General features: G+C 60.4%; 14 protein-coding genes and 1 tRNA gene. 5 read left to right on the top strand and 10 right to left on the bottom strand.

The window, feature by feature from the left end:
* Positions 1-18 precede the first annotated feature (18 nt).
* From hypB to NT131_00320, 3 genes are read left to right on the top strand one after another with little or no spacing between them, the layout of a single operon-like run.
* Positions 19-669, top strand: coding sequence for a hydrogenase nickel incorporation protein HypB (hypB, locus tag NT131_00330; GenBank protein ID MCX6650099.1), 651 nt, complete (start codon positions 19-21; stop codon positions 667-669).
* Between the two features lie 42 nt (positions 670-711).
* The gene (gene purD, locus NT131_00325; GenBank protein ID MCX6650098.1) at positions 712-2,034 is read left to right on the top strand and encodes a phosphoribosylamine--glycine ligase; all 1,323 of its coding nucleotides are present in this window, start codon (positions 712-714) and stop codon (positions 2,032-2,034) included.
* A 32-nt stretch (positions 2,035-2,066) separates the two neighbouring features.
* A complete protein-coding gene (locus NT131_00320; protein MCX6650097.1) occupies positions 2,067-2,687 on the top strand; it encodes a hypothetical protein in 621 nt (206 codons plus the stop codon).
* Between the two features lie 6 nt (positions 2,688-2,693).
* On the opposite strand, the gene NT131_00315 is transcribed toward NT131_00320, so the two are convergent.
* The 3 genes from NT131_00315 to pyrF form a co-directional block, all read right to left on the bottom strand.
* Complete coding sequence (locus NT131_00315; protein MCX6650096.1) at positions 2,694-3,233, bottom strand: hypothetical protein; 540 nt, start codon at positions 3,231-3,233, stop codon at positions 2,694-2,696.
* Positions 3,233-9,730 (bottom strand): carboxypeptidase regulatory-like domain-containing protein, encoded by a 6,498-nt coding sequence (locus NT131_00310; protein MCX6650095.1) that lies wholly within the window; start codon positions 9,728-9,730, stop codon positions 3,233-3,235. Before NT131_00310 ends, NT131_00315 begins: the two co-directional genes overlap by 1 nt.
* 120 nt (positions 9,731-9,850) lie before the next feature.
* On the bottom strand, positions 9,851-10,501 hold the full coding sequence (pyrF, locus tag NT131_00305; protein MCX6650094.1) for an orotidine-5'-phosphate decarboxylase: 651 nt from the start codon (positions 10,499-10,501) through the stop codon (positions 9,851-9,853).
* An 86-nt stretch (positions 10,502-10,587) separates the two neighbouring features.
* Here pyrF and NT131_00300 point away from each other — a divergent pair, with 86 nt between their 5' ends.
* Positions 10,588-11,649: a radical SAM protein gene (locus NT131_00300; protein ID MCX6650093.1), complete on the top strand. Its 1,062-nt coding sequence runs from the start codon at positions 10,588-10,590 to the stop codon at positions 11,647-11,649.
* Here NT131_00300 and NT131_00295 read toward each other — a convergent pair whose 3' ends face one another.
* From NT131_00295 to NT131_00265, 7 genes are all read right to left on the bottom strand, one after another.
* Positions 11,650-12,078, bottom strand: coding sequence for a NusA-like transcription termination signal-binding factor (locus tag NT131_00295; protein MCX6650092.1), 429 nt, complete (start codon positions 12,076-12,078; stop codon positions 11,650-11,652).
* Positions 12,079-12,107: 29 nt separating this feature from the next.
* Positions 12,108-12,362 carry a 50S ribosomal protein L30e gene (locus NT131_00290; protein MCX6650091.1) on the bottom strand — a complete coding sequence of 85 codons (255 nt, stop codon included), beginning with the start codon at positions 12,360-12,362 and terminating at the stop codon, positions 12,108-12,110.
* Positions 12,359-13,867, bottom strand: coding sequence for a DNA-directed RNA polymerase subunit A'' (gene rpoA2 / locus NT131_00285; protein MCX6650090.1), 1,509 nt, complete (start codon positions 13,865-13,867; stop codon positions 12,359-12,361). The genes NT131_00290 and rpoA2 overlap by 4 nt, the downstream gene beginning before the upstream one ends.
* Complete coding sequence (locus NT131_00280) at positions 13,867-16,659, bottom strand: DNA-directed RNA polymerase subunit A' (protein ID MCX6650089.1); 2,793 nt, start codon at positions 16,657-16,659, stop codon at positions 13,867-13,869. The genes rpoA2 and NT131_00280 overlap by 1 nt, the downstream gene beginning before the upstream one ends.
* Complete coding sequence (locus tag NT131_00275; GenBank protein MCX6650088.1) at positions 16,656-20,261, bottom strand: DNA-directed RNA polymerase subunit B; 3,606 nt, start codon at positions 20,259-20,261, stop codon at positions 16,656-16,658. Before NT131_00275 ends, NT131_00280 begins: the two co-directional genes overlap by 4 nt.
* The gene (locus tag NT131_00270) at positions 20,258-20,533 is read right to left on the bottom strand and encodes a DNA-directed RNA polymerase subunit H (GenBank protein MCX6650087.1); all 276 of its coding nucleotides are present in this window, start codon (positions 20,531-20,533) and stop codon (positions 20,258-20,260) included. The genes NT131_00275 and NT131_00270 overlap by 4 nt, the downstream gene beginning before the upstream one ends.
* Positions 20,534-20,646: 113 nt before the next feature.
* Positions 20,647-20,780: transfer RNA gene (locus tag NT131_00265), tRNA-Lys, on the bottom strand.
* 331 nt (positions 20,781-21,111) lie between these two features.
* On the opposite strand from NT131_00265, the gene NT131_00260 reads away from it, so the two are divergent.
* Complete coding sequence (locus NT131_00260) at positions 21,112-21,279, top strand: zinc finger domain-containing protein (protein ID MCX6650086.1); 168 nt, start codon at positions 21,112-21,114, stop codon at positions 21,277-21,279.
* The last annotated feature ends 7 nt before the right edge of the window (positions 21,280-21,286 follow it).

The raw sequence follows: 21,286 nt of genomic DNA, 5'->3' as shown, positions 1-21,286 counted from the left end.
GAGGTAAAATCCGCTCCCGTGCACAAGATCACTCACATTAGCATGGAGACGGACGTGCTGGCTGAGAACAGGCACTTGGCCGAGCACAACCTGCAGAAGCTTCGTTCCTCCGGCATCAGGTCGGTGGACGTCATGGGCACCACCGGAGCGGGAAAGACCGCCCTGATCATTAAACTGGCCCGGGTGCTCATGGATCGGGGGCTGCGCGTGGCCGCCATCGCCGGCGACGTCACCGGGCAGGATGACTACGACCGCTTCCAGGCCGCAGGTGTGAAAGCCTACAATCTTAACACCGGCAAGGAGTGCCACTTGGACGCTCACCTTCTGGACCACGCCTTGGACGACATCGACCTTAGCGGGATTGACTTCCTATTCGTGGAGAACGTTGGGAACCTCGTGTGCCCGGCGGATTTTCCCCTGGGCACCGACCAGCGCATGGTGGTCATATCGGTCACCGAGGGCGACGACATGGTGCGCAAGCACCCTATGATATTCCAGGGGGCGGACGTCGCGGTAATAAACAAGATGGACCTGGCCGCCTACATGGAGATCGACGTGGAACGGGTCAAGGCCGACTACCGCAAGCTTTCCGGGGGTAAGGAGCTCCTGCCGGTCAGCGTGCGCACCGGCGAGGGCTTGGAAGACCTGGTGGACCGTGTTCTAAGCTGAGCTCCAATTGTTTATTAGCGACCGCGCCAATCTCCCGTTCACATGAGGACCAAGGTGCTGGTGGTGGGCGGCGGGGGCCGGGAGCACGCCATCGTCGAAGCGTTGCTGAGGGACGATGCCGTCGTATATTCGGCCATGAAGAACATGAACCCGGGCATCGCCCGCGCCGCCGTGGAGACCCGGCTGCTCAAGGAGACGGACGTGCCCAAGGTCACGGAGTTCGCCGTGAGCACCGGCGTAGAGCTGGCGGTGATCGGTCCCGAGGCTCCGTTGGAGGTTGCTCTGGTCGACTCGCTGGTCAGCAAGGGCATCGGCTGCGTCGGTCCCACCCGGGCCGCGGCTCGGTTGGAGACGTCCAAGCGCTTTTCCCGCCGCCTGCTTAAGAAGCACCGAGTCCCCGGCAACGTGGAATTCGGGACGTTCCAGGACCTGGAGTCCGCCCGAACCTTCGTCAATGATTTTCCAGGCGAACTGGTGGTCAAGCCAGAGGGCCTCACCGGGGGCAAGGGGGTCAAGGTCGAGGGCGAGCATCTGAAAGGGAAGGAAGAGGTGCTCGATTATGTCAGGGAGGTCTTGGACCACCGCATCGGCGGCGCCGGGGTGGTTCTGGAGGAGCGCCTGGTAGGGGAAGAGTTCACCCTGCAGGCCTTCTGCGACGGACGTACGGTGCGGGGGATGCCTTTGGTACAAGACCACAAACGGGCCTACGACGGGGACGTCGGTCCGAACACCGGCGGGATGGGCTCGTATACCAACGCCGACCATCTGCTTCCGTTCGTAAGTGAACAGGACCGGAAGGCGGCCGAGGACATCGTGCAGCGTACTGTGACGGCCATCAGGGAGGAGGGCGCGCCCTACCGCGGCGTGCTTTACGGACAGTTCATGCTGACCAAGGACGGGCCGAAGGTCATCGAGTTCAACGCCCGCTTCGGTGACCCGGAGGCCATGAACGTGCTGACGCTCATGGATAACGGCTTTCTGGACGTCTGCCAGGCGGTGGCCGACGGGCGCCTCGGCGCGAACGTGCCGTTCCAGCGCAAGGCCACGGTCTGCAAGTACGTGGTCCCGGCCGGCTACGGCACGGAGCCCAAGGTCGGCGTGCCGGTCACCGTGGACGAGAAGGGGATCACTAAAGCCGGGGCTACCCTCTATTATGCGGCGGTGGACCAGAAGGACGGTAAAATTCTAACGACCTCCTCCAGGTCCCTGGGCATGGTCGGCGTGGCCGACACCATCGAGGAGGCCGAGGCCATCTGCGAGGCCGGGCTCGCTCACGTCCAGGGAGACGTCTTCGTGCGCCACGACATAGGGAAGAGGGAGCTGGTGCGCAAGCGGGTGGAGCACATGCGCCAGGTCCGGGGCTGAGCTTTCATATATCCCCGCCCCAATCTCCTCTCATGCAGAACCTGGGGCAGATCGCCCAAAGGATACAGGACTCTCTGGAGGAGAAGGACACCGTTAGGGAGATAGCCATCAAATCCTCGCGGGCCCTCATACGCATGTCCTCTGGCGTGGTCCACGGGATGCACAAGGGCGTGGACGGAGAGCCCCTTTTGGAAGAGGCGATCGACGAAGCGCACAAGCTCAAGAGCATCCTCTCGGAGCACGTGGACATCTGGTATTCCGGCATCGTCCAGGACGCCCTGCAAGAGGTGGCCGAGGCGGCCATTCTAGACGCTATAGTCAAAATGCGGGAGCTCCCGGACCCCGAGCAGCTGAGCATGCCTGGAACCGCCTACCTCATGGGCATGGCCGACACCATCGGCGAGCTGAGGAGGTTCGCTCTAGAAGCTCTGCGGCGGGGGGACCCTCCCGCGGCGGAGAGGTACCTGGACATCATGGAGGAGCTCTTCCTGGTCATCCTGCGCTTCGATTACCCTGACGCCATAGTTTCCATCCGGCGCAAGCAGGACATCGCCCGGTCGGTCCTGGAGAAGACCCGGGGCGACGTCGCCGTCTCCGTGTCCATAGAAAGGCTGCAGGGCCGGATGGTCGACCTGGAAAAGAGGTTGAAATAAGGGGTTTCAGCGCTTCTTCTTGCCCTTGGCCGGTCTGGACCCGCCGGCGTCCACGTCGATGGTGGTGCTGTAGTAGGTGGTCCAGGCCTCGTCCTGATAGAGCTGCATCGTCAGCGGCACCCCGGTGGCGTTCATGTTGCCGGTGTTCGTGACGGTGGCCCGGAGCAGGACCGGCTCCACCACGGTCACCTTGTATTCGATCACGCTGCTCACGGTCTGCAGGGTCCCCACCGACTTGCAGGTGATGGTTATGGTGAGCTTTCCCGTGTTCGCGGGCGCGGTCAAGTTGAGGTAGAACCTCCCGGAGGTCTTGGGGCCTCCGCTGGAGGGCGTGATCGTGGCGTCCCCGCTCACCTCGGCCTTGTATGAATAGTTGCCCACACCGGCCTCGGCCGGCCCCCCGACCATGGTCAGGATGTACATCTGCTTGTCCTCCGCACAGATCACCATGGGGCCGTCGAGCTGGGTGTGCAGGGGGTTGTAACCATCGGTGGCCTGGACCATGGGCACGGCGCTCAGGAGCAGGCAGGCCACCAGCAGGAACATCAGCGCTTTCTTCGTGAGAACACCCCCTTCTGCACGCTGATGACGAAGATCAGCACCATGAGCGTCACCATCACCCCTAACAGGATGATAGTATCATCGCCCGGCGCCGGCGTGCTGTCCGAGACGCCGTCGCCGCTGATGGTCAGGCCTCCGAGAGAGCTGAACCCGGCGAACTCCGGTTCCATGTCCATGACGGTTATGGAAGAGCTGTCCCCGCTCGACACGGCCACGATCTGCACGCTCACCGAGGGGCTGGGGTTCTCCCTGATGGGTACCAGGGATACCTGGATCTCCTTGATATAGTCGGCCGCCACGGTCAACGACAGCGAGTCCACCAGGCTAGTTGTGTTCACCAGCTTGGCCTCCCAACCCAGGGCCTCCAGGGCCTCCTGGTTGCCGATGGTCACGGTGTAAGTGTCCTTGACGTTGCCGTCGTTGGTCAGCTCTACGGTGTAGATATAGGAGCTGCCATCGGTGTCCTCCGCACTGACGTACGCCAGTGAGGCGGCGTAGGAGGGTCGGATGATGGCGTCGATGCTCGCGGAGTCGTAAACGGACGAGTTGGTGGTCGAGGTGGCCTTGATGGTTATCGAGCTGTGGCTCACCTTGACGGTGCTGGACGGGGTGATCTGAACGGTGATCACTTGGCTGTTGGTCGACCCGTAGCCGACGGTGACCTCGGTCTCCGACAGCACTATGGTCCAGCCGGTGCTGGAAGAGGTGATGGCGAAGGTGTCCTCCACGTTGCCCTTGTTGACCACCCTGATGGTGTATATGGCGGTCTCTCCGGCACTGAGGGTGGCCTTCTGGGTGCTGTCCCAGGATATATCGACGCTCTGGGAGACCACCTTCTCCATGGTTACCCCTTTAGTGGTGACGTCCTCAAGGACGACATCCACCTGGCCGAGGTAAGTGACCGCCACTCCGGCCTCGGTCGTCGTGGTCTGCGCCGACAAGGCATAGGTTCCAGCCGGGAGGTACACCTCGTAGCTGCCGTCGGCATCGCTGCTGAAGGCGTAAGCTTCTTCGCCAGTGGCGATCAGCTCGGCGCTGCTTCCTTCATCGTTGGCGAAGGTCACCCCCGACAGGCGCAACGCCTTGACCAGGTCCATGTCGTAGGTGTACGTTCCAGGCTGGTCGATGATGAGCGTTCCCAGGAAGGCCTTGCTGCTGTCCGCGCTCAGGGCGTAGACGCTGTAGTTGCCCGGGGCTAGCTGCACCGAGTAATTGCCGAGCGGCGCGTCCACGGTCAGGTCCATGGCCGCCTCGGAGGTGGCCTGGAACTGGATGGAGGCGGCGATGGCCGTTCCAGAGCTGAGCGTCAGCCCTTCGACCGTGGCGTTGTCCAGGGAGATGGTGGTCGTCACGGCCACCGAATTCAAGGAATTGGCCACGGTGAAATTGGTCTGGGCCTTGTACACCACGTACGTTTCCACGCTGTTGATGGTGCCGATGGTGTGGTGCGCGACGAAGGCCGTGTAATCACCTGGCGCTAGGACCACGGTGACCCTGCCAGTGCTGGAGGTGCTGACGTTGTAGTATGCCCCGTCCAGATCGACGGCCACGTTCACGCTGGCCCTGACGCTGTTCCCCAAGCTGACGCTGATGATGGTCTGGTAGGCGGTCTCCGCCGCCACGTCCAGGGTCATCGGGCCGCTGACCAGCACGCGGCCCAGGTAGGCCGAACGCTGGCTGGAGTTGTCCACCCGGACGTAGAGCGAGTAGTTGCCCTCCTGCAGGTAGACGGAATAGGCGCTGGTGGTCGAGACGGAAGTGATGTCCATGCCGTCGAACACCATGCTGACCGTGCCGCTAGGGCTGACCGTCCCGGCGACCAGGTACCTCTCCACGATCTCGACGCTCAAGGCCTCGGGGTCCTGGCCGATGGAGACCGTCAGGTCTAGAGGTTTCAAGGTCTGATACCTTACCGAGCCGTCGCCGGCGGTGACGTTCTGGTCCACCTCGACGGTATAGTCACCTGGCGACAGATCGACATAGAAGCTGCCGTCGGCCGCGGTCGTGGTGGTCTTGCTGATAGCGGAATCGCTGTCGGCGGTGAACACCACCGTCATGCCGGACATGGTCTCGGAGATGCTGCCACTGACCTGCCTTTCCGTGGCCACCATGTTCAGGTCGGTGGACATGCTGACGATCAGCGGGCTGTAGCTCTTGTATAGCGTCTCGTATCCGTCCTTGACCGCGGTCAAGGTGTAGCTCTTGCTGGTAGGCATCACGAACGAATACCTGCCGTCGGAATCGGTGAGCACCGATACCTCGCGTCCTACGCTGTCCTTGATGGTGACCCTTACGTTGGCCAGGGCCTCGCCAGACGAGACCGCCCCGTTGGCGTCCTCGTCATACCAGGCAGTGCCGGATATGGTGGCCGAGGAGATCAGGTTGAAGGTGGATGAGACCGAGGCGTTCAAGTTGATGTCTCCCCAGTAGGACCGGGACAGATAGTACATGTAGCCGAAGTACAGGCCGCTGGGCAGCACGGCCCGGAAGCCGCTGCTGGAATTGGTGACGGCGTTGAAAATCGCCCCGGTGGATACGGACCTCAATTGCACCGTGGCCCCGGAGACGGCGGAACCGCTATATTGGACCGTTCCTTCCAGGATCACTGCCGTTCCCAGCTGCAGGTTGAGGGTCAGGTTGTCGGTGGCCAGCACCTTTGCCAGATACACGACCTCCGTCCCTCCGACGGTGGCCGTGGCGTACACGGTCACGTTGCCCTTAGGGATGACGGCCGAGTACCGGCCGCGGGAGTCGCTCAGGACCCAGACCGTGCCTTGGTCCCCGGTGAGGCCGATCATGGCGTTGGAGATGGCCTGCCCGTCGCTGCTAACGATGCCGGATAGGCGCATTGATTCGTATAGAACGAGGTCCAGCTCAAGGTCATCGCCCTCCGCCAGCACCAGGTCGGCGTTTTTCACCACGGAGCCGTCCGGCGCCTGGATGGTGTAGTTGCCGGGCAGCAGGTTCTCGAAGGAGTAACCGCCGCTGGCGTTGGTGGTGACCAGCGATGAGCCGCCGCTGATCTGGTCCACCAGGGTTATGTTGACCCCGTTGGCCACCGAGCCGTCGCTCAGGTAGGCCACACCGGTGATGCTCGCTGGCTCGACGTACAGGTCGGTGGTGACAGTGTCGTCCGCTACCGCGGTCACCGTTTTCTCATCGAACACGTGACCATTGTACTCTACGCTGATGGTGCCGTTCATGGGCGTCACGCCCAGCAGCTCGTAGCCATTCTCGGTGGTGATCGTTTCTACGCTGTAACCAGCGGTCTCGTTCTCGAAGGTCACGGTGGCGCCGACCAGTACCTGGTCGGTGGTTGCGCTGTACTTACCGTTACCATCAACGTCCAGGTAGACCTGGCCGTCCAGCGTGGCGGCGGTGATGACCGCGTCCAGGTCGATCAGGTAATCGAGCTGTCCGTCCTTGTTGGCGTCGGTCTCCACGCGCATGGCCTGGTCGTAGGTTATGGTGATGGTGGTCGAATAGAGCTCGGTGCCCACCAGCTGGGTGGCGTCCAGGTCCCCGTAGGAGAAGACCACGGTGGTCTGTCCGAAGGGGGCGATCAAATTGTAATGTCCGTTCTCGTCGGTCTTGACCACCTGGTGCGGTATGCCGTACTCGTCGTACACCGTGACCCACAGGTCGGACATGGGCTCTCCTGTCTCGGAGACGGCCGTTCCTTGGATTATGGCGCCGTCGTAGTACTGCAGGAACACTACTCCGGAGTAGAGGCTGGAGGATGACAGGTCCACGGTTCCGGTTATCTCGCCGTAATAGATCTGGTAGTACAGCTTTATGGCCTCTTCGTAGGATACTGCCCTCCAGGCGTCGGTGTGGTTGGCCACGTCCTCGCTGGGGAATGGATTGTAATAAGCGGTGCGGTAGACCATACGGAAGTTGGTCATGTTCCAGCCCTGCATGGAGGAGTCGCTCTTCAGGCTCCCGGATATGCCCGGTATGCCCTGTTCCGTCTGCCCCACGTCCGAGGGGCCATAGCCCATGAAGGTGCGGTACAGCATGGTGTTGTAGAAGGCCTCGGTGTAATCGATCTCGTAGTTCACGATGTAATCGCTCGAGGTCACATTATTTAAGGCAATCTTGTTGCCGTAGTAGTCCACGGCGTAGATGGTGTAATAGTCGTAGGGGTAACCGCTATCGTCCAGGCGTTGGTCGGCCAGCTTGGCCGGGGCGTAGAAGATGTTGGACGATGTGGCCGAGAAGGGGAACAGGCGGCTGTCCACGGATATATATCCAATATCGTTGCCGGTTATCTCGCGCACGTCATTGTAGAGCAGGACCAGCGTTTCCTGGTCCAGGTTGCACAGCTCCACCCGAGTTGCGGCGTACATGGCATTGTTGTCGCTCAGGTCGGAGTCGTACTCTCCGTAGACGCTCGGGTTGGCCAGTATCTCCTCCTTATAGTTGGCCGGGTGGTTGATTATGTCAACGAACCTTTCCGTATTCACACCATAGGATTGCATGGTGCTGATGATTTGATCATAGGTCGATGTATCATGGGAGCTGATATAGCCCTCCACACAGCGGACGATGAGCAGGGCTATGGCCCCGTCCTCGGTCTGGCACATGAGGAAGCTGCCGGCGAAGGCGTAGCCGTTCTGGAAGTTGTCGGCCACCGATGGGTGCGCCCCTTCCTCGATGGCCTCGAACCCGTAGTCCCACCATGACAGGAAGGCTGGACGGTCTACGGCCGTGGTTATGTTAGAATCTTGCTCCGAGAACCATTTCCAGGCCACCGGCCAATATTCATTGGTCTCGGTCATGCCGTAGGTGAACGCCCCCAGGTACCAGTAGGTGCCGTTCTTGGTGTCATAGTCCGAAGGTTTCATGAAGTCCGGTATGGCCGTATAGATCTGCATGTCGTAGCCGGTCTTGGTGTTGGACGGTATGCTGGCGTCCAGGGCGTACCAGACATTGGGCACTAGTATCATCATGACGATGAACAGCGCGCCTAGTACGTGCTTTAGCTTCACGGACTGGCGGATGGTCTTGAAGAACCCGCCATGGTCGGCGCGCAGGCTGCGGATCATCTCGTCGAACTTCAGACGCTCGATGATCATTCCCAGCACCCAGCCAGCCGAGATAGCGAAGGCCGGGGAGGCGTTGAACACGAACCTGGCCGCTGAGGAGGCCATATAGATGGATACGCCTACCCAGACGACCACGAATATGAAGTATGGGCTGATGTTCTTGGGGATCTTGATCGCAGCCCAGAATATGCCTATCAAGGACAGCCAGAACGTGACCATTCCGAAGGACATGGCCAGGGTGGAGAAGTTCGGGGCCTGGGCCTCGGATATTGTGCTGTAAAGTTTGCTCTTCACCAGGTAACCCTGACCGGTAATTATGGACTCGAAGAGCGAGGGGGACAGCACCGATAGCACTGCCAAGGTGGCCACGGTTATCGCGGCTAAGACCGGAAGTACTAGGGTCCAAGGGTAGTCACGGGTGACCACGAACATCAGTCCTCCGACGACGGCCACGATGAAAAGGAAAACCGGGGTGTCGAACCAGGTGTTCACCAGGTTCAAGCTGACGTACGTGGGCGCCATCACCAGGAACGCTGTGCCGAAGAAGGCGATTATGGTGAAAAGCACGCCCATGGAGTCCGCGTTACGGAAACGGTCCACCAGGAGCTGCACTATGAAGTAGACGAATATGATGATCAACAGATAGGTGTAGCCGGTCCAGATCAAAGCAACGGCGGCCATGCTCATACCGCCCAGGGCGGCGTATATCAGGGAGGCCTGGTTCGTTCCCAGATACCCCTTCAACCCGGAGCCTATCGCCTTCCGTTCCTTCCAGCTGGTCACCCATTGGCTTCCGTTGACCGACTGCAGGGAGCGCAGCAGGAAATAGAAGGCGAACACCACGAAGAACAGCACCATGGCGTCGTGGTCGGCGTTGGACAGGACGGTTCGTTCGATGTGACCGGCCATCAGGGCGAAGATGAAAGCGCCCAGCATGCCCGCCTTCTTTCCGAAGGCGGCCTTGCCCAGCATGTATACTGGAATGACGGTCAGCGCGCCCCATACCGCGGTGGAGAACACCAGGGACAGCCCGATGGCGTCGGTGATGGCCAGGCCGGTGAGGGTGCTGAGGACCATGCCGAACACCGCCACTGACCAGTCGTACAGCGGCGGGCGGGGGTTCCTCATCCCCCAGGGATAGTTCAACATGTTGTCGTATACCAGGTGGTCCCCAGTTGCCACCGCATGGTTTATGACCCTCATGTGATAGTAAGAGTCAGAGCCACCTGAGACCAGGTAGCCGTTGTCCACGGAGGTGGAGTAGGCAAAGTAGCTCCTGACGAACAAGGCCAGGAAGACCAACATTGCCAACACCAGCACCGTCTGCCAATTCCTTCCGATCCAAGAATTCGATAGATTCTGGGAGAAATTGGACAACGAGGCTAAGCGCTGCTTTTCAGTGGGGAGACTGGACCCCTCCTGTTTCGTTGCCATCAGTAAATCTCCTCTGGGGATGATTAGCAACTGATGTGAGACCCCGTATAAAAACGTTGGTCCATTTCATGCTATAAAAATCATGTGTCTGGCAGTTGTCGCAAGTGCCCTTCCTGCGAGCTACCGGCGCAGGACCTTTTTTATCTCTCCTGCGACCTGCAGGGCAGCTTCCCGGGGGTTCTCCGCCCCGTATATGCTGCGGCCGACGATGACATAATCTGCTCCTTTGCTTATGGTGGCCGAGGCGCTACCGCCCTGCGCACCGACCCCGGGGGAGAGTATGAGCAGGTCCCCGACTATCTTGCGCAACGCCGCCACCCTCTCCGGTCGCGTGGCCGGGGCGATGATGCCGGACGCGCCGCACTCCACGGCCATCCTGGCCAGCGATTCCGCCGCCGGGGCGGTGAACTCTGCGCCACCGGGATGGCTCATCTCGGTGACTACGAATATCTGGCGGCCGTCGGCGGCCTGGACGGCCGCTTTCACCGAGTCGCTGCCGGTGAAGCCGTGGACGATCACACCTTCCGCCCCGCGCTTGACCGCCTGGGACACTATAAGGGAGGCGGTGTTGGGGATGTCGGCCACCTTGAAGTCGCAGATGACCGGGGCCTTCTGGGAAAGCCGGGTTATGGTCTCAGGGGAGGTGGACAGCACCAGGGGCCAATTTATCTTGATGGCGTCCACCAGGTCGGCCACCTGGTCCGCCACCCACAGGGCCCGCTCCTCTCGCACCTCGTCCAGCGCCAGTATGATCCTGCTCCCCTTTCTCATGTTCTCCCCCCCCCCACTAACGTCCCGGTTCGATTTAGGATTTGCCATGGGCAAGCGTTAAGTCCGCCGGAATGGGTAGGGGGTCCATGCGCATCACCCCCATGGAAGCGTCGTCCTTCTACACTAGGAGCTTGCCCCGCGGCTGCCGGCTTTGCCGGAAAGGGGCCAAGATGGTGCTGTTGGTCACCGGCAGATGCGGCCGGTCCTGCTACTACTGTCCGCTCTCCGAGGGGAAGAAGAACAAGGACGTGGTATACGCCAACGAGCTGCTTGTGGAATGCAACGAGGATGTGATCGGCGAGACCGAGGCCATCGGGGCCCGGGGGACCGGGATCACTGGCGGGGACCCGCTGCTGGTCATGGACCGGACGGTGCGTTACATAACCTTGCTGAAGGAGAGGTTCGGGGCCGCTCACCACATTCACCTTTATACCGCGACCATCGATCACGATAAGTTCATGCGACTACAGGAGAGCGGGCTGGACGAGCTGAGGCTGCACCCCCCTTTCGAAAGCTGGAAGGACCTGAGCTCGTTGCGGATCGCGGAGAGCTTGCAGGGACTGGGGATGAAGGTGGGCTTCGAGGTGCCGGTTCTCCCGGGAGAGAAGGAAGGGCTGCTGGCGCTGTGCCGTTACGCCGCCGATAACCATCTGGATTTCGTGAACCTCAACGAGCTGGAGGTCTCGGAGACCAATTGCCGGGCCTTGGTGGACCACGGTTTTTTCGTCCGCTCCGACGTTACCAGTGCCATGTCCGGCAGCCAGGAGCTGGCCGAGGAGATCGTGAGGGAGGTGGGTGAGATGCTGCCGGTGCACTTCTGCTCTTCCAGCTTCAAGGACCAGGTGCAGCTGCGGGAGAGGCTGAAGCGGCGGGCCAGGCGCGTGGCCAGGCCTATCGATCTGGTGACCTCGGAGGGAATGATATTACTAGGTCTGGTGGAGGACGGACCGGAGAGCGCTATGCGCATACTGCGCGAAGAGCACGATGTTCCGGAAGAATTGCTGCACCTGGACGAGAAAAGGAAAAGGTTGGAGGTGGCCTCCTGGGTGCTGGAGGACCTAGCCCCGTCCCTCCCCTTCAAGTGCTTCCTGGTGGAGCAGTACCCCACCGCGGACCACCTGGAAGTGGAGCGGGAACCTTTGAACTGATCAGGCCACCGATATGCTCTGGACGTTGTGGTGGCGGTTGACCAGGTCGCGGGCGATCTTCAGGTTCTTGCCGTTCTTGCCTATCGCCCTACCCTTCACCGCCGGATCGACCGTCACCGTGGCGTGCACGATGTTGCCGCGGGTCTCGATCTCCACTTTCTCCGGACCGTAGTTGTAGAACACGTTCTTGATGAACGTCTCGGCGTCGTCAGAGAATTCCACTACCTGGATGTTCTTCCCGGTGGTGTTCTTCAGCTTGATCACGTTCTCCCCGCCCTTGCCCACCGCGCGGTTGGCCTGGCCCGGGTCGACGACGAAGACCAGCTTCTCCTCGGTCTCCATGCAGTCGCGTACCCTGGCCTTGGTGACCTTCTCGAACAGGCTGATGTAGCGCAGGGTCTCCTCTGTGAAAGTGATATCAGAAGTCATGTTCAGACCAGCGAAAGTATGTTGGAGGCTCACTTGTCGATTATGGCGATAGAAGACACCGAGAAAGGCTTTCCGCACAGAGCACCAAGCTCCATGTTGGTCCCTTCGAAATGGTATACCGGGACGTTGTGGCTCTTGGAGATCAGGTAGTCATTGGGGCAGTTCTTGGCCACGATTATCAGCTTGGCCTCCCCGCTCTTGATCATCTTTTCCGACTGTTGCACGCCGAAGACCACCTTTCCGGTGGTCATGGCAGATTTTAAAGCTCTTCCCAAATCGATCATTCAGATGCCCCCTTTTTTACAGGTGCGTATATCAGATTTACAGCCCCGGTCCCGACTGTAACCGGCTGCCCAACTATAATATTTTCTGCCACGCCATCTAGATGGTCCTCCTCACCGGTCATGGCCGCCGTCAGCAGGTGGGCAGAGGTTATTTCGAACGCCGCCCTGGCCAGTACCGATGATTTCCTTCCAGATATGCCGTGCCGACCGATGGCCTTGACATCCCCGTCGTTGGTCATCAGGTCGCCTACCAGCATGATGTGGCGTATGTCCACGGACAGACCCTGTTCGTCCAGGGTCGTGGACGCTTCCTTGATTATGGAGTTGCGGGCTGCCTCCACTCCCAGCACCTCGTACACCTCCTGTATGGAGTTGGTGTACACCTGGGAATGGTCCAGTCCCCCCAGTTTAAGCACCTCGCGCAGGTTGCTGCCCTCGGTGTAGATGACCCACTGGTCATCCTTCTTCCTCAATATGGCGCGGGTTATGCCCTCCACTCCCTTCACCTTGCTGGCCTTGACCAGCTCGAGCGCCTTCTGCAGGTTCTTGAAGGAGTGCTCCTTCGGTTCTAGGCACAGGTAGCCCATGTCCGCGCTGGACGCCTTGGCCGGAATGCTCTCTTTGGCTATATCGGAGACTACCACGATGCCCCTCAGACGGGACACCTTCTCCTGGATGAGGTCCAGGGGGTCGGTGATGCCCTTCTGCTCGCACTTGCGCGGGTCCGGGATGATGAAAAGGCGCATGTTGTGCAGGTCGGTCTCGATGTCCGCCAGGTCCAGGACGGTGGTGATCTCGATGTTGGACGCTATGGACTTGACCTTCTCCACGTCATTGGAGAGCGCTTTGTCCACGTAGATGGTCATCATGGGCGTGCTGGGCACGCGGCGGGCGTCCACTATCTCGATGAGACGGGGCAGCCCCAAGGTGACGTTGATCTCGGCCACACCGGCGTAGTGGAAGGTACGCATGGTCATCTGCGTGCCTGGTTCCCCGATGCTCTGAGCGGCCAATATCCCGGCGCTCTCGTTGGGGTCCATCATGTGCGCCATGAACTTCTTGTTCGCGGCCTTCAGTATCTTGACCATGTTCTCCTTGCTGATGTCGTTGCCCTCCAGGCGGTGGGCGATGTCCAATATCACCCTCCGGGGCAGCAGCAGCTTAAGTTCCGCGCACTTCTTGAACAGCACCTCCTCGAAGGCAGTGTACTTCTTGCTCTTGTCCGGTATCTCGTAGACGACGACCGGTTCCGGAGCTGGGGCCTCCTTCACCTTGCCCTTCTTGGCCGGGGCCTTCTTCTTCGCTGGCGTCGCGGCGGCGGTCTTCTTGCCCAGCTTGGTCAGCAGCTCCTCGGCCGCCTCCTTGCTGAGGCCGAGGTCCACCAGGTCCTTGACCGATGCCTTGACCAGCTCGGTCTGGCCACTGTAGTGGTCCTTGACGACGTCGATGGTGTCCACAGGGACGCCCTTCCTTTCCAGGCCTTTGATGAAATCCTTCTTGGCCATCACTCCTCACCTCCGCCCTCGTATTCGGACTCCTCAAGCTCCTCTTCCTCTTCGGAAACGGTCTCAAGCAGGTCCTTCTCTATGGTGGCGTACCCACCGATCTTGCGTTCGTCCGAGCGGCTCAGCAGGTCGGCGTAGTGCTCACCTAGCACCTCACGCAGGACGTCGTCGAGGTCAATGGCCTCGCCCTGCACGCTGCGCGTGGGGTCGATACTGTCCTCGCCGTACTTGAACTGGATGATGCTGTCGGCGGTGTTGCGCACCGTCCCGTCCTGCTTCAGCTTCAGGTCCTCCAGGGCGTTGATCAGCCGGCGCTGCATGTAACCGGAACGGGAGGTACGCACGGCGGTATCCACCAGTCCCTCGCGTCCACCCATGGAGTGAAAGAAGAACTCCGTCGGGGTCAGTCCGCTCTTGTAGGAGTTCTTGACGAACCCCTTGGCCTGGGCCCCGAGGTCGCCCTTCTGGAAGTGCGGCAGGGTCCGGTTCCAGTATCCCCTGGACAAACGTTCGCCACGCACGGCCTGCTGCCCGATGCAGCCGGCCATCTGTGACAGGTTCAGCATGGAACCGCGGGCGCCGGACTTGGCCATCTGCACCGCGGCGTTCTCCAGTCCTAGGTGCTTCCCGGCGATCCTACCCGCTTCATCTCTGGCCTCACCCAGCTTCTTCATGGCCTCGACCTCGAGGGTCTCCTCGAGCGAGCGCCCGGGCAGCTGGTCCAGGGTGCCGTCGCGATAGGACGTCACCAGGTGGTCCACGTCGCGGAAGGTGTTGTTGATCTTGTCCTCGATCTGCCGTCTGGCCTCCTCCGGTATGTCCTCGTCGTCAATGCCGGTGGAGAAGCCGCGGACCATGATGGACCCGATGGCGAGGCGGGTAACCTCGTCCAGGAACACCCTGGCCCGGTCGGCACCGTAGTCCCTGGCGATCTTGTCCAGGATCTTGCCGTCGCCGGAACCGATGGCGTTGTCGTCGATGGTGCCCATCAACAGCTTGCCGTTCCGGATCTTGACGAAGGCGTCGTGCTCGCAGTTCTCCTTCTCACACTTATTGCACTTTTGGCAGATATGGGATTTGAACTGGGCGTTGAAGTCGTCGGGCAGTACGGTGGAGAAGAGCTCCTTCCCGGTCCAGTACTCCTTCCCGTTCTCCACGATGGGCTCGGGCAGGTCCTTCTGCCCCATCTTGGAGACGATGAACAGGGTTTGCGCCTTATCGAACTTCGGGTTGCGGTAGGTCAGCTGGAACACGCCGGTGATGTGGTCGTGGATGGCGCCGATGATGGGCCCGCCGAACCTGGGCGACAGGATGTGCTCCTGCACCTTCATCAGGATATGCGCTTCCGCTCTGGCCTCCTCGCTCTGCAGTACGTGCAGGTTCATTTCGTCCCCGTCGAAGTCGGCGTTATAGGGCGGGCAGACGCACAGGTTCAGACGGAACGTCTTGCCGGGCATGACCTTTACCTCATGCGCCATCATGGACATGCGGTGCAGGGACGGTTGCCGGTTGAACAGCACGATATCCCCGTCTATGAGATGCCTCTCGACGATGTAGTTGATCTCCAGGCCTTCAGCGACGGTCTCGGCGTTGGTCTTGGTGACCCTGATCCTGCGGCTGTCCTGGCGGATGACGTAGTTCACCCCGGGTATGTACACTTCGCCCTCGGGGGCCGGTCCGCGCTTGACCATGCTCCTCAGTATTTCGAGGTTGTCCTTTGTGACGTTGACCGGTACGGTCAGCTCACGGGCGGCGAAGGTAGGCACTCCCACCTGGTTGATGGACAGCCAGGGGTCGGGAGAGACTACCGTACGGGCGGAGAAGTTCACGCGCTTACCGGACAGGTTGCTGCGGAAACGTCCCTCCTTCCCCTTCAGCCTCTGGACCAACGTCTTCAACGGCCGGCCGGAGCGGTGCCTGGCGGGCGGTATTCCGGAGGTTTGGTTATCGTAATAGGTGGTAACGTGGTACTGCAGCAGCTCCCAAAGGTCCTCCACGATCAACTGGGGAGCGCCGGCGTCCCGGTTCTCCCGGAGCCTCTGGTTGATGCGCAGCACGTCCACGAGCTTGTGGGTGAGGTCGTCCTCGGAACGGTCCCCGGACTCCAGGGTGATGGACGGTCTGACCGTCACCGGCGGCACCGGTAAAGCGGTTAGCACCATCCACTCCGGGCGGCAGGCGTTGGGATCGATGCCCAGCGGTATCAGGTCCGCATCCGGAATGCGCTCCAACCTCTCGCGCACCTCCTTGGGGGTGAGCTTGTGGCCGTCCTCGCGGAATGTCGTCGGTTTGTCCAAGGTGATCTTCTTCTGCTCCACACCGCAGTGCGGGCAGACCTCCTTCATCGCTTTTTCCGCCGCGACCTTGGCCGTCTCCTTGGAGAACTCGCGCATCTCGATGGCGTCGCTTCCCAGCTCCTCCATCACATCCATGCGGTTGCGGAACTCCTTCACGTCCTCCTCGGTGAGGACCAGCTTGCCACAGGATTTGCAGGTGGCCTGCAGAAGTTTCTTGATCTCCTTGACGTAGCCGACGTGTATCACGGGCATGGCCAGGTCGATGTGCCCGAAGTGCCCGGGGCATTCGTCCACCTTGTGGCCGCAGGTCTTGCACATGAGGCCCGGCTCGATGACGCCCAAGTGGGTGTCCATGAGCCCGGCGTCGATGGGGAAGCCGTCGTCGTTGTACGTGTCGGCCGTTATAATTTTAGTCGCCGACATCCGGCGGATCTCGTCCGGGGAAATGCAGGCGAACTTGATGGACCCGATTCTCTTGGAAACTCCTCGCATCATCTCAAATCCTCCAGTTGTAAGCGCATGGCGACCCCAAGCGAGAGCAGCTCATCGAGCAGCAACTTGAAGGCGTAGGACGTCTGGATCATGTGCACGTTGGTGTTGTTACCGCACACCGGGCAGTGCAGCGAGCCCCTCTTGTCCAATATGGCTATGTGGCCGCAGTTGGAGTTCCCGCACACCCACTGATAGGTGCCGTCGGACTCGTCCAGCAGCCGGTCCTTTATGACCATGGCCGCGCCGTGCCCGATGAGGCAGTCCCTCTCCATCTCCCCGAACCTCAGACCGCCCTGTCTGGACCGGCCCTCGGTCGGCTGGCGGGTGAGTATCTGCACCGGCCCGCGGGACCTGACGTGCATCTTGCCAGAGACCATGTGGTGCAGCTTCTGGTAATATATCACCCCGATGAAGATGTCGGCGGTGATCATGTGACCGGTTATGCCGTCGTACATGACCTCGCGGCCGGTCTTCTGGAACCCGGCCTCCACCAGCGCCTGGCGGAGCGCTTCCTCGCGCTCGCCGCTGAAGGCTGTGCCGTCGACGTGGCGTCCCTCTAGGGCGCCGACCTTGCCGCCGATCATCTCCAGCACGTGGGCCACGGTCATACGGGAAGGTATGGCGTGGGGGTTGATGACCAGGTCCGGGATGATCCCGTCGGTAGTGAAGGGCATGTCGCAGGAGGGGACCAGCAGCCCCACCACTCCTTTCTGCCCGTGCCTGGAGGCGAACTTGTCCCCCAGCTCCGGGATCCTCTCGTCCCGGACCTTGACCTTGACCAGACGGGAACCGTTCTCCGATTCCGTGAGCATGACGCTGTCCACCCAGCCGGTCTCGCCAGAACGGCAGGTGATGGACGTCTCACGCCTCTTCTGGACCGTGAGGAAGTTGGCGTCCTCCTCTTCCACGAAGCGTGGGGGAGAGGTCTTTCCGACCAGCACGTCCCCGCCGGTGACCGGCGTTTCTGGCGATATCAGGCCGTCCTCGCCCAGGTTGGCGTAGGCCAGGTCGGTCCTGGCCCCGCGCACGTCCGGGGAGGGTATCTCGAAGTGATCTTCCTGTCCTCCAGGGTAGCGGCGCTCCTCGGTGCGGTACGTCCTCATGAACGTCGAGCGCCCGAGACCGCGCTGCACGCTGCTCTGGTTCAGGATGAGCGCGTCTTCCATGTTGTAGCCGTGATAGGAAAGCACGGCGACCACGAAGTTCTGGCCGGCCGGGCGCTGGTTGAAGGCCACGAAGTCCATGAACTTGGTCTGCACCATGGGCTTCTGCGGGTAATGCAATATGTGCCCGCGGGTGTCCGGCCGCTTGCGGTAGTTGCTGGACGCCAGTCCTAGCGATTGCTTGGCCATTCCTGCCCCCATCGTCACACGCGGGGAGGAGTTGTGCTCCGGGTAGGGCACCATTCCAGCGCAGACCCCCAGGATGACCATGGGGTCCACTTCCATGTGGGTGTGGGCCTTGTTGAACAGGTAGTCCACCTTGGTTATGCCACCGCAGTGCTTGCACTTCAGCTCGGCGTGCTTGTCGGTGGTGCCGGGGTTCATCCAATCCATATCCAGTGGGGAGATGTCCCTCTCGCAGTTCCCGCACTTGCGGGGCACCTCGAAGGGCTCGACGGCGATGAAGGTGTCCTCCTCCTCTTCAGCGTCGATCCATTCCAGCACGCCCTCGCGCACCAGGTCGGACCAGCGCATCTTACCGGCGCGGATGTCCTCCAGGTGCTTTCTGGTGATCATGAGGCGACCATCCTTCAGCACCATCAGGGCGCGGCGCAGACGGCCTTCGTCGCAGTTTATGATGACCTCGTCCATCTCCTCGTCGTAGCGGATGTTGATCTCGTCCGATAGCAGACCGGAGCGGCGGCGGTTCCTCATCTCGTTGATCAAGTAGGTGTGGTCGTCGTGCACCCCTTTCAGGTCACCGTTGATGTACACGCGGGTGCCGGACATCTGCTGGCCGCGCACCTCGCGCACGCCCAGGTCCTTCAGCAGGAAGGTCACGTCCTCCTCGCGGAAGCCTTCGGAGACGTTGATGATCAGTGCGGCGTTCTTCACCAGTCCGCAGTTCTGACCCTCGGGGGTCTCGTTGGGGCACAGGCGGCCCCACTGCGTCGGGTGCAGATCACGAGCCTCGAAGTGAGGCTGGCTGCGGGTAAGGGAAGAGGTGATCCTCCTCAGATGGGAGATGGTGCTCATGTTGGACGTGCGGTCCAGCAGCTGGCTGACACCGGCCCTTCCGCCCACCCAGTTGCCCGTCGCCAGAGCGTGCAGCAACCGGTGGGTCATGAGGTCCGGTCTGATGGCCGAGCTTATGCGCAAATCCTTCTTTCTAGCGTAGGAGCGTTCCAGCTGGTACTTCAAATCCTTCATCAGATTGGTGAAGGCCACCCGGAACAGGTCCTCCATAAGATCGCCGGAGAGCTTCAGGCGCTTGTTGGCGTAGTGGTCCTTGTCGTCCTCCTTGCGCTTGCCCAGGGAAAGTTCGAGCACGGACCTGGCTATCCTTCCTAGGAAGATGGCCTTCTTGAGGCGGTCCTCCTTGGTGTCGCCCAGGTGGGGCAGCAGGGAGCGGTCGATGATGGACTCGACCTTCTTGACCCGGTACTCTTTGGCCTGGCCGGTGGCGAACTTTTTCTCCAGGTACGTCAAGGCGTGCTCGGTGGTGAATATGCCCGTGGGACCGTACACCTTGGGGTCCTGGATCTCTTCCAAGTTAGCGTAAACGATGTTGGCCATCTCCGGGCTGGAGACTATGGCCTCGTAGATCTCCTCGTCGTTCTCCATCCCCAGGGACTTCATGAGGGCGACCAGGGGTATCTGGCCGGAGGCTGCGGGAACGGTGACCATGAGCATGCCGTCGCGCTTCTTCTCCACCAGGGTGAGAGCGCGGTGGCCTTCCTTCTGCGAGAAGACCTTGGCCACCTCCATGGCGGTGCCGTAGCGCTCGCTCAGCTCGACCATCACCCGGTTGGGCGCCAGGTCCTCGAGCGTGATGAGGACGCGCTCCGTACCGCCGATGATGAAGTAACCGCCGGCGTCCATGGGGTCCTCGCTCTTCTTCATGAGCTCGGTGTTGTACTGCTCGTCGGTCAGCTCGTAGTCCTTCTCCAGGTTCTCCTTGTATATGTTGCACTTCTGCGACTTCACCATTATGGGCAGGTCGCCGATGTGCACGTTCTCCGGCTCCTTCTCGATGCCGTCCTCGATTATGGTGAAGTCCAGATAGATGGATGCCAGGTAGTTGAGGTTCCTCAGACGGGCCTCCATGGGAGTGATGTTGTGGATGTACCCGTTGGCCTCTCGGACCATGGGCTCGCCGATGTGCAGGGTGGGCTTAAGGTGCGGGTCGACCTGTCCGGTCTTCTCGTCCCGGCGGCGACCCACGCGGATCTGGATGATCCTGCCGTTGGTCTTGTCCTGGTCCAGCGTTATCATGCCCCTTTCGGGGTCCTCGGCCACCACGCGTACGTTGTCCACGATCTTCTGCATGCGGCTGTTGGGGTTGGCCTGCGACGCTAGGAAATCGTTGAAACTGGCAATATGATGGTTAACGATACTGTTCTCCTTAAAATAAAGATCGACCAGATCCCTCAATAGGTTCACCCTCTTATAACGAGACGATAGACTACCGCTATTTCTGCGGTTTGGCTGTCCCTGATGATCTTGATGATGCTCTTCTCAGGGATGCTCCTGTTCATGGCCTTCTCGAGCGTCTTGATGGCGGCGTCGATGTCCTTGATCTTGGGAAGCTGGTCGCGGGTGATTTTTAACTGCTTTAGGACCGCGTCTGCCTCCTCATCGCTCAAGAGTTCGTGGACAGGCACCATCTTGTGGCTCAATACGTTAAATGGTACGGAATCCTCCAAATGAATCACCTCATACCATGCAGAAACCGGGACGTTCCTCCACTAAGTGTCGGCCTTATAAAAATGCATCGGGATTGGGGTTTGGATACTTCGTTCTGCATATTATTTTTCACCTACCCAAGCGGGCCCGCGGGGATTTCCGCATACACGGAATTACCGCGTACCATTCGAACCCCGGACCACCTGGTTAAAAGCCAGATGCTCTCTCTAGGGACCCTTCGTCTCCGAAGGTCCTACCTAGCTGAGCTACGGGCCCATTGGTAAGTAAGTGCCGGCGTGTGAACGGGAGAGTAAATCCTTGTCTTATTTAATATTTCCCATCCACCTTGGAACCTCGGTCCCATGTTCACGCCGTTCGACATGGACCCCGCCGGTTGGTTCCGTCTGAGACCGCATAATGAAAGTAATGTATAAGAACTTGCGCAGAATCGACTATTATTGTACACACTTGATTTATTTACGAGCGGTCCTGTCCTTATATTACAATACGTAAACACGGATCAGGACCCAGATGGAGAGTGGGTTTGGCGCCGCCGTCCAATCACGTATTTATAGGAGGACTTTAATCTCGCACAAAGCGATGACCTATGGAGAATGAAAAGATCTGCAACTCATGCGGTGTTCGGCTGGTGGGCAATGGCATCACCTTCTTCAAGTGCCCGATATGCGGCATTGAGGAGATAGGCCGCTGCGCGCAATGCCGCGACCAGAGCGTCAAATACGAATGCAAGAAGTGCGGCTTCATCGGTCCTTAAGGTGATT

The organism is Methanomassiliicoccales archaeon, from assembly GCA_026394395.1.
Lineage (GTDB): Archaea > Thermoplasmatota > Thermoplasmata > Methanomassiliicoccales > UBA472 > UBA472.
The sequence above is the reverse complement of the archived record's forward strand: the minus strand, read 5'-3'. Positions and strand labels throughout refer to the sequence as shown.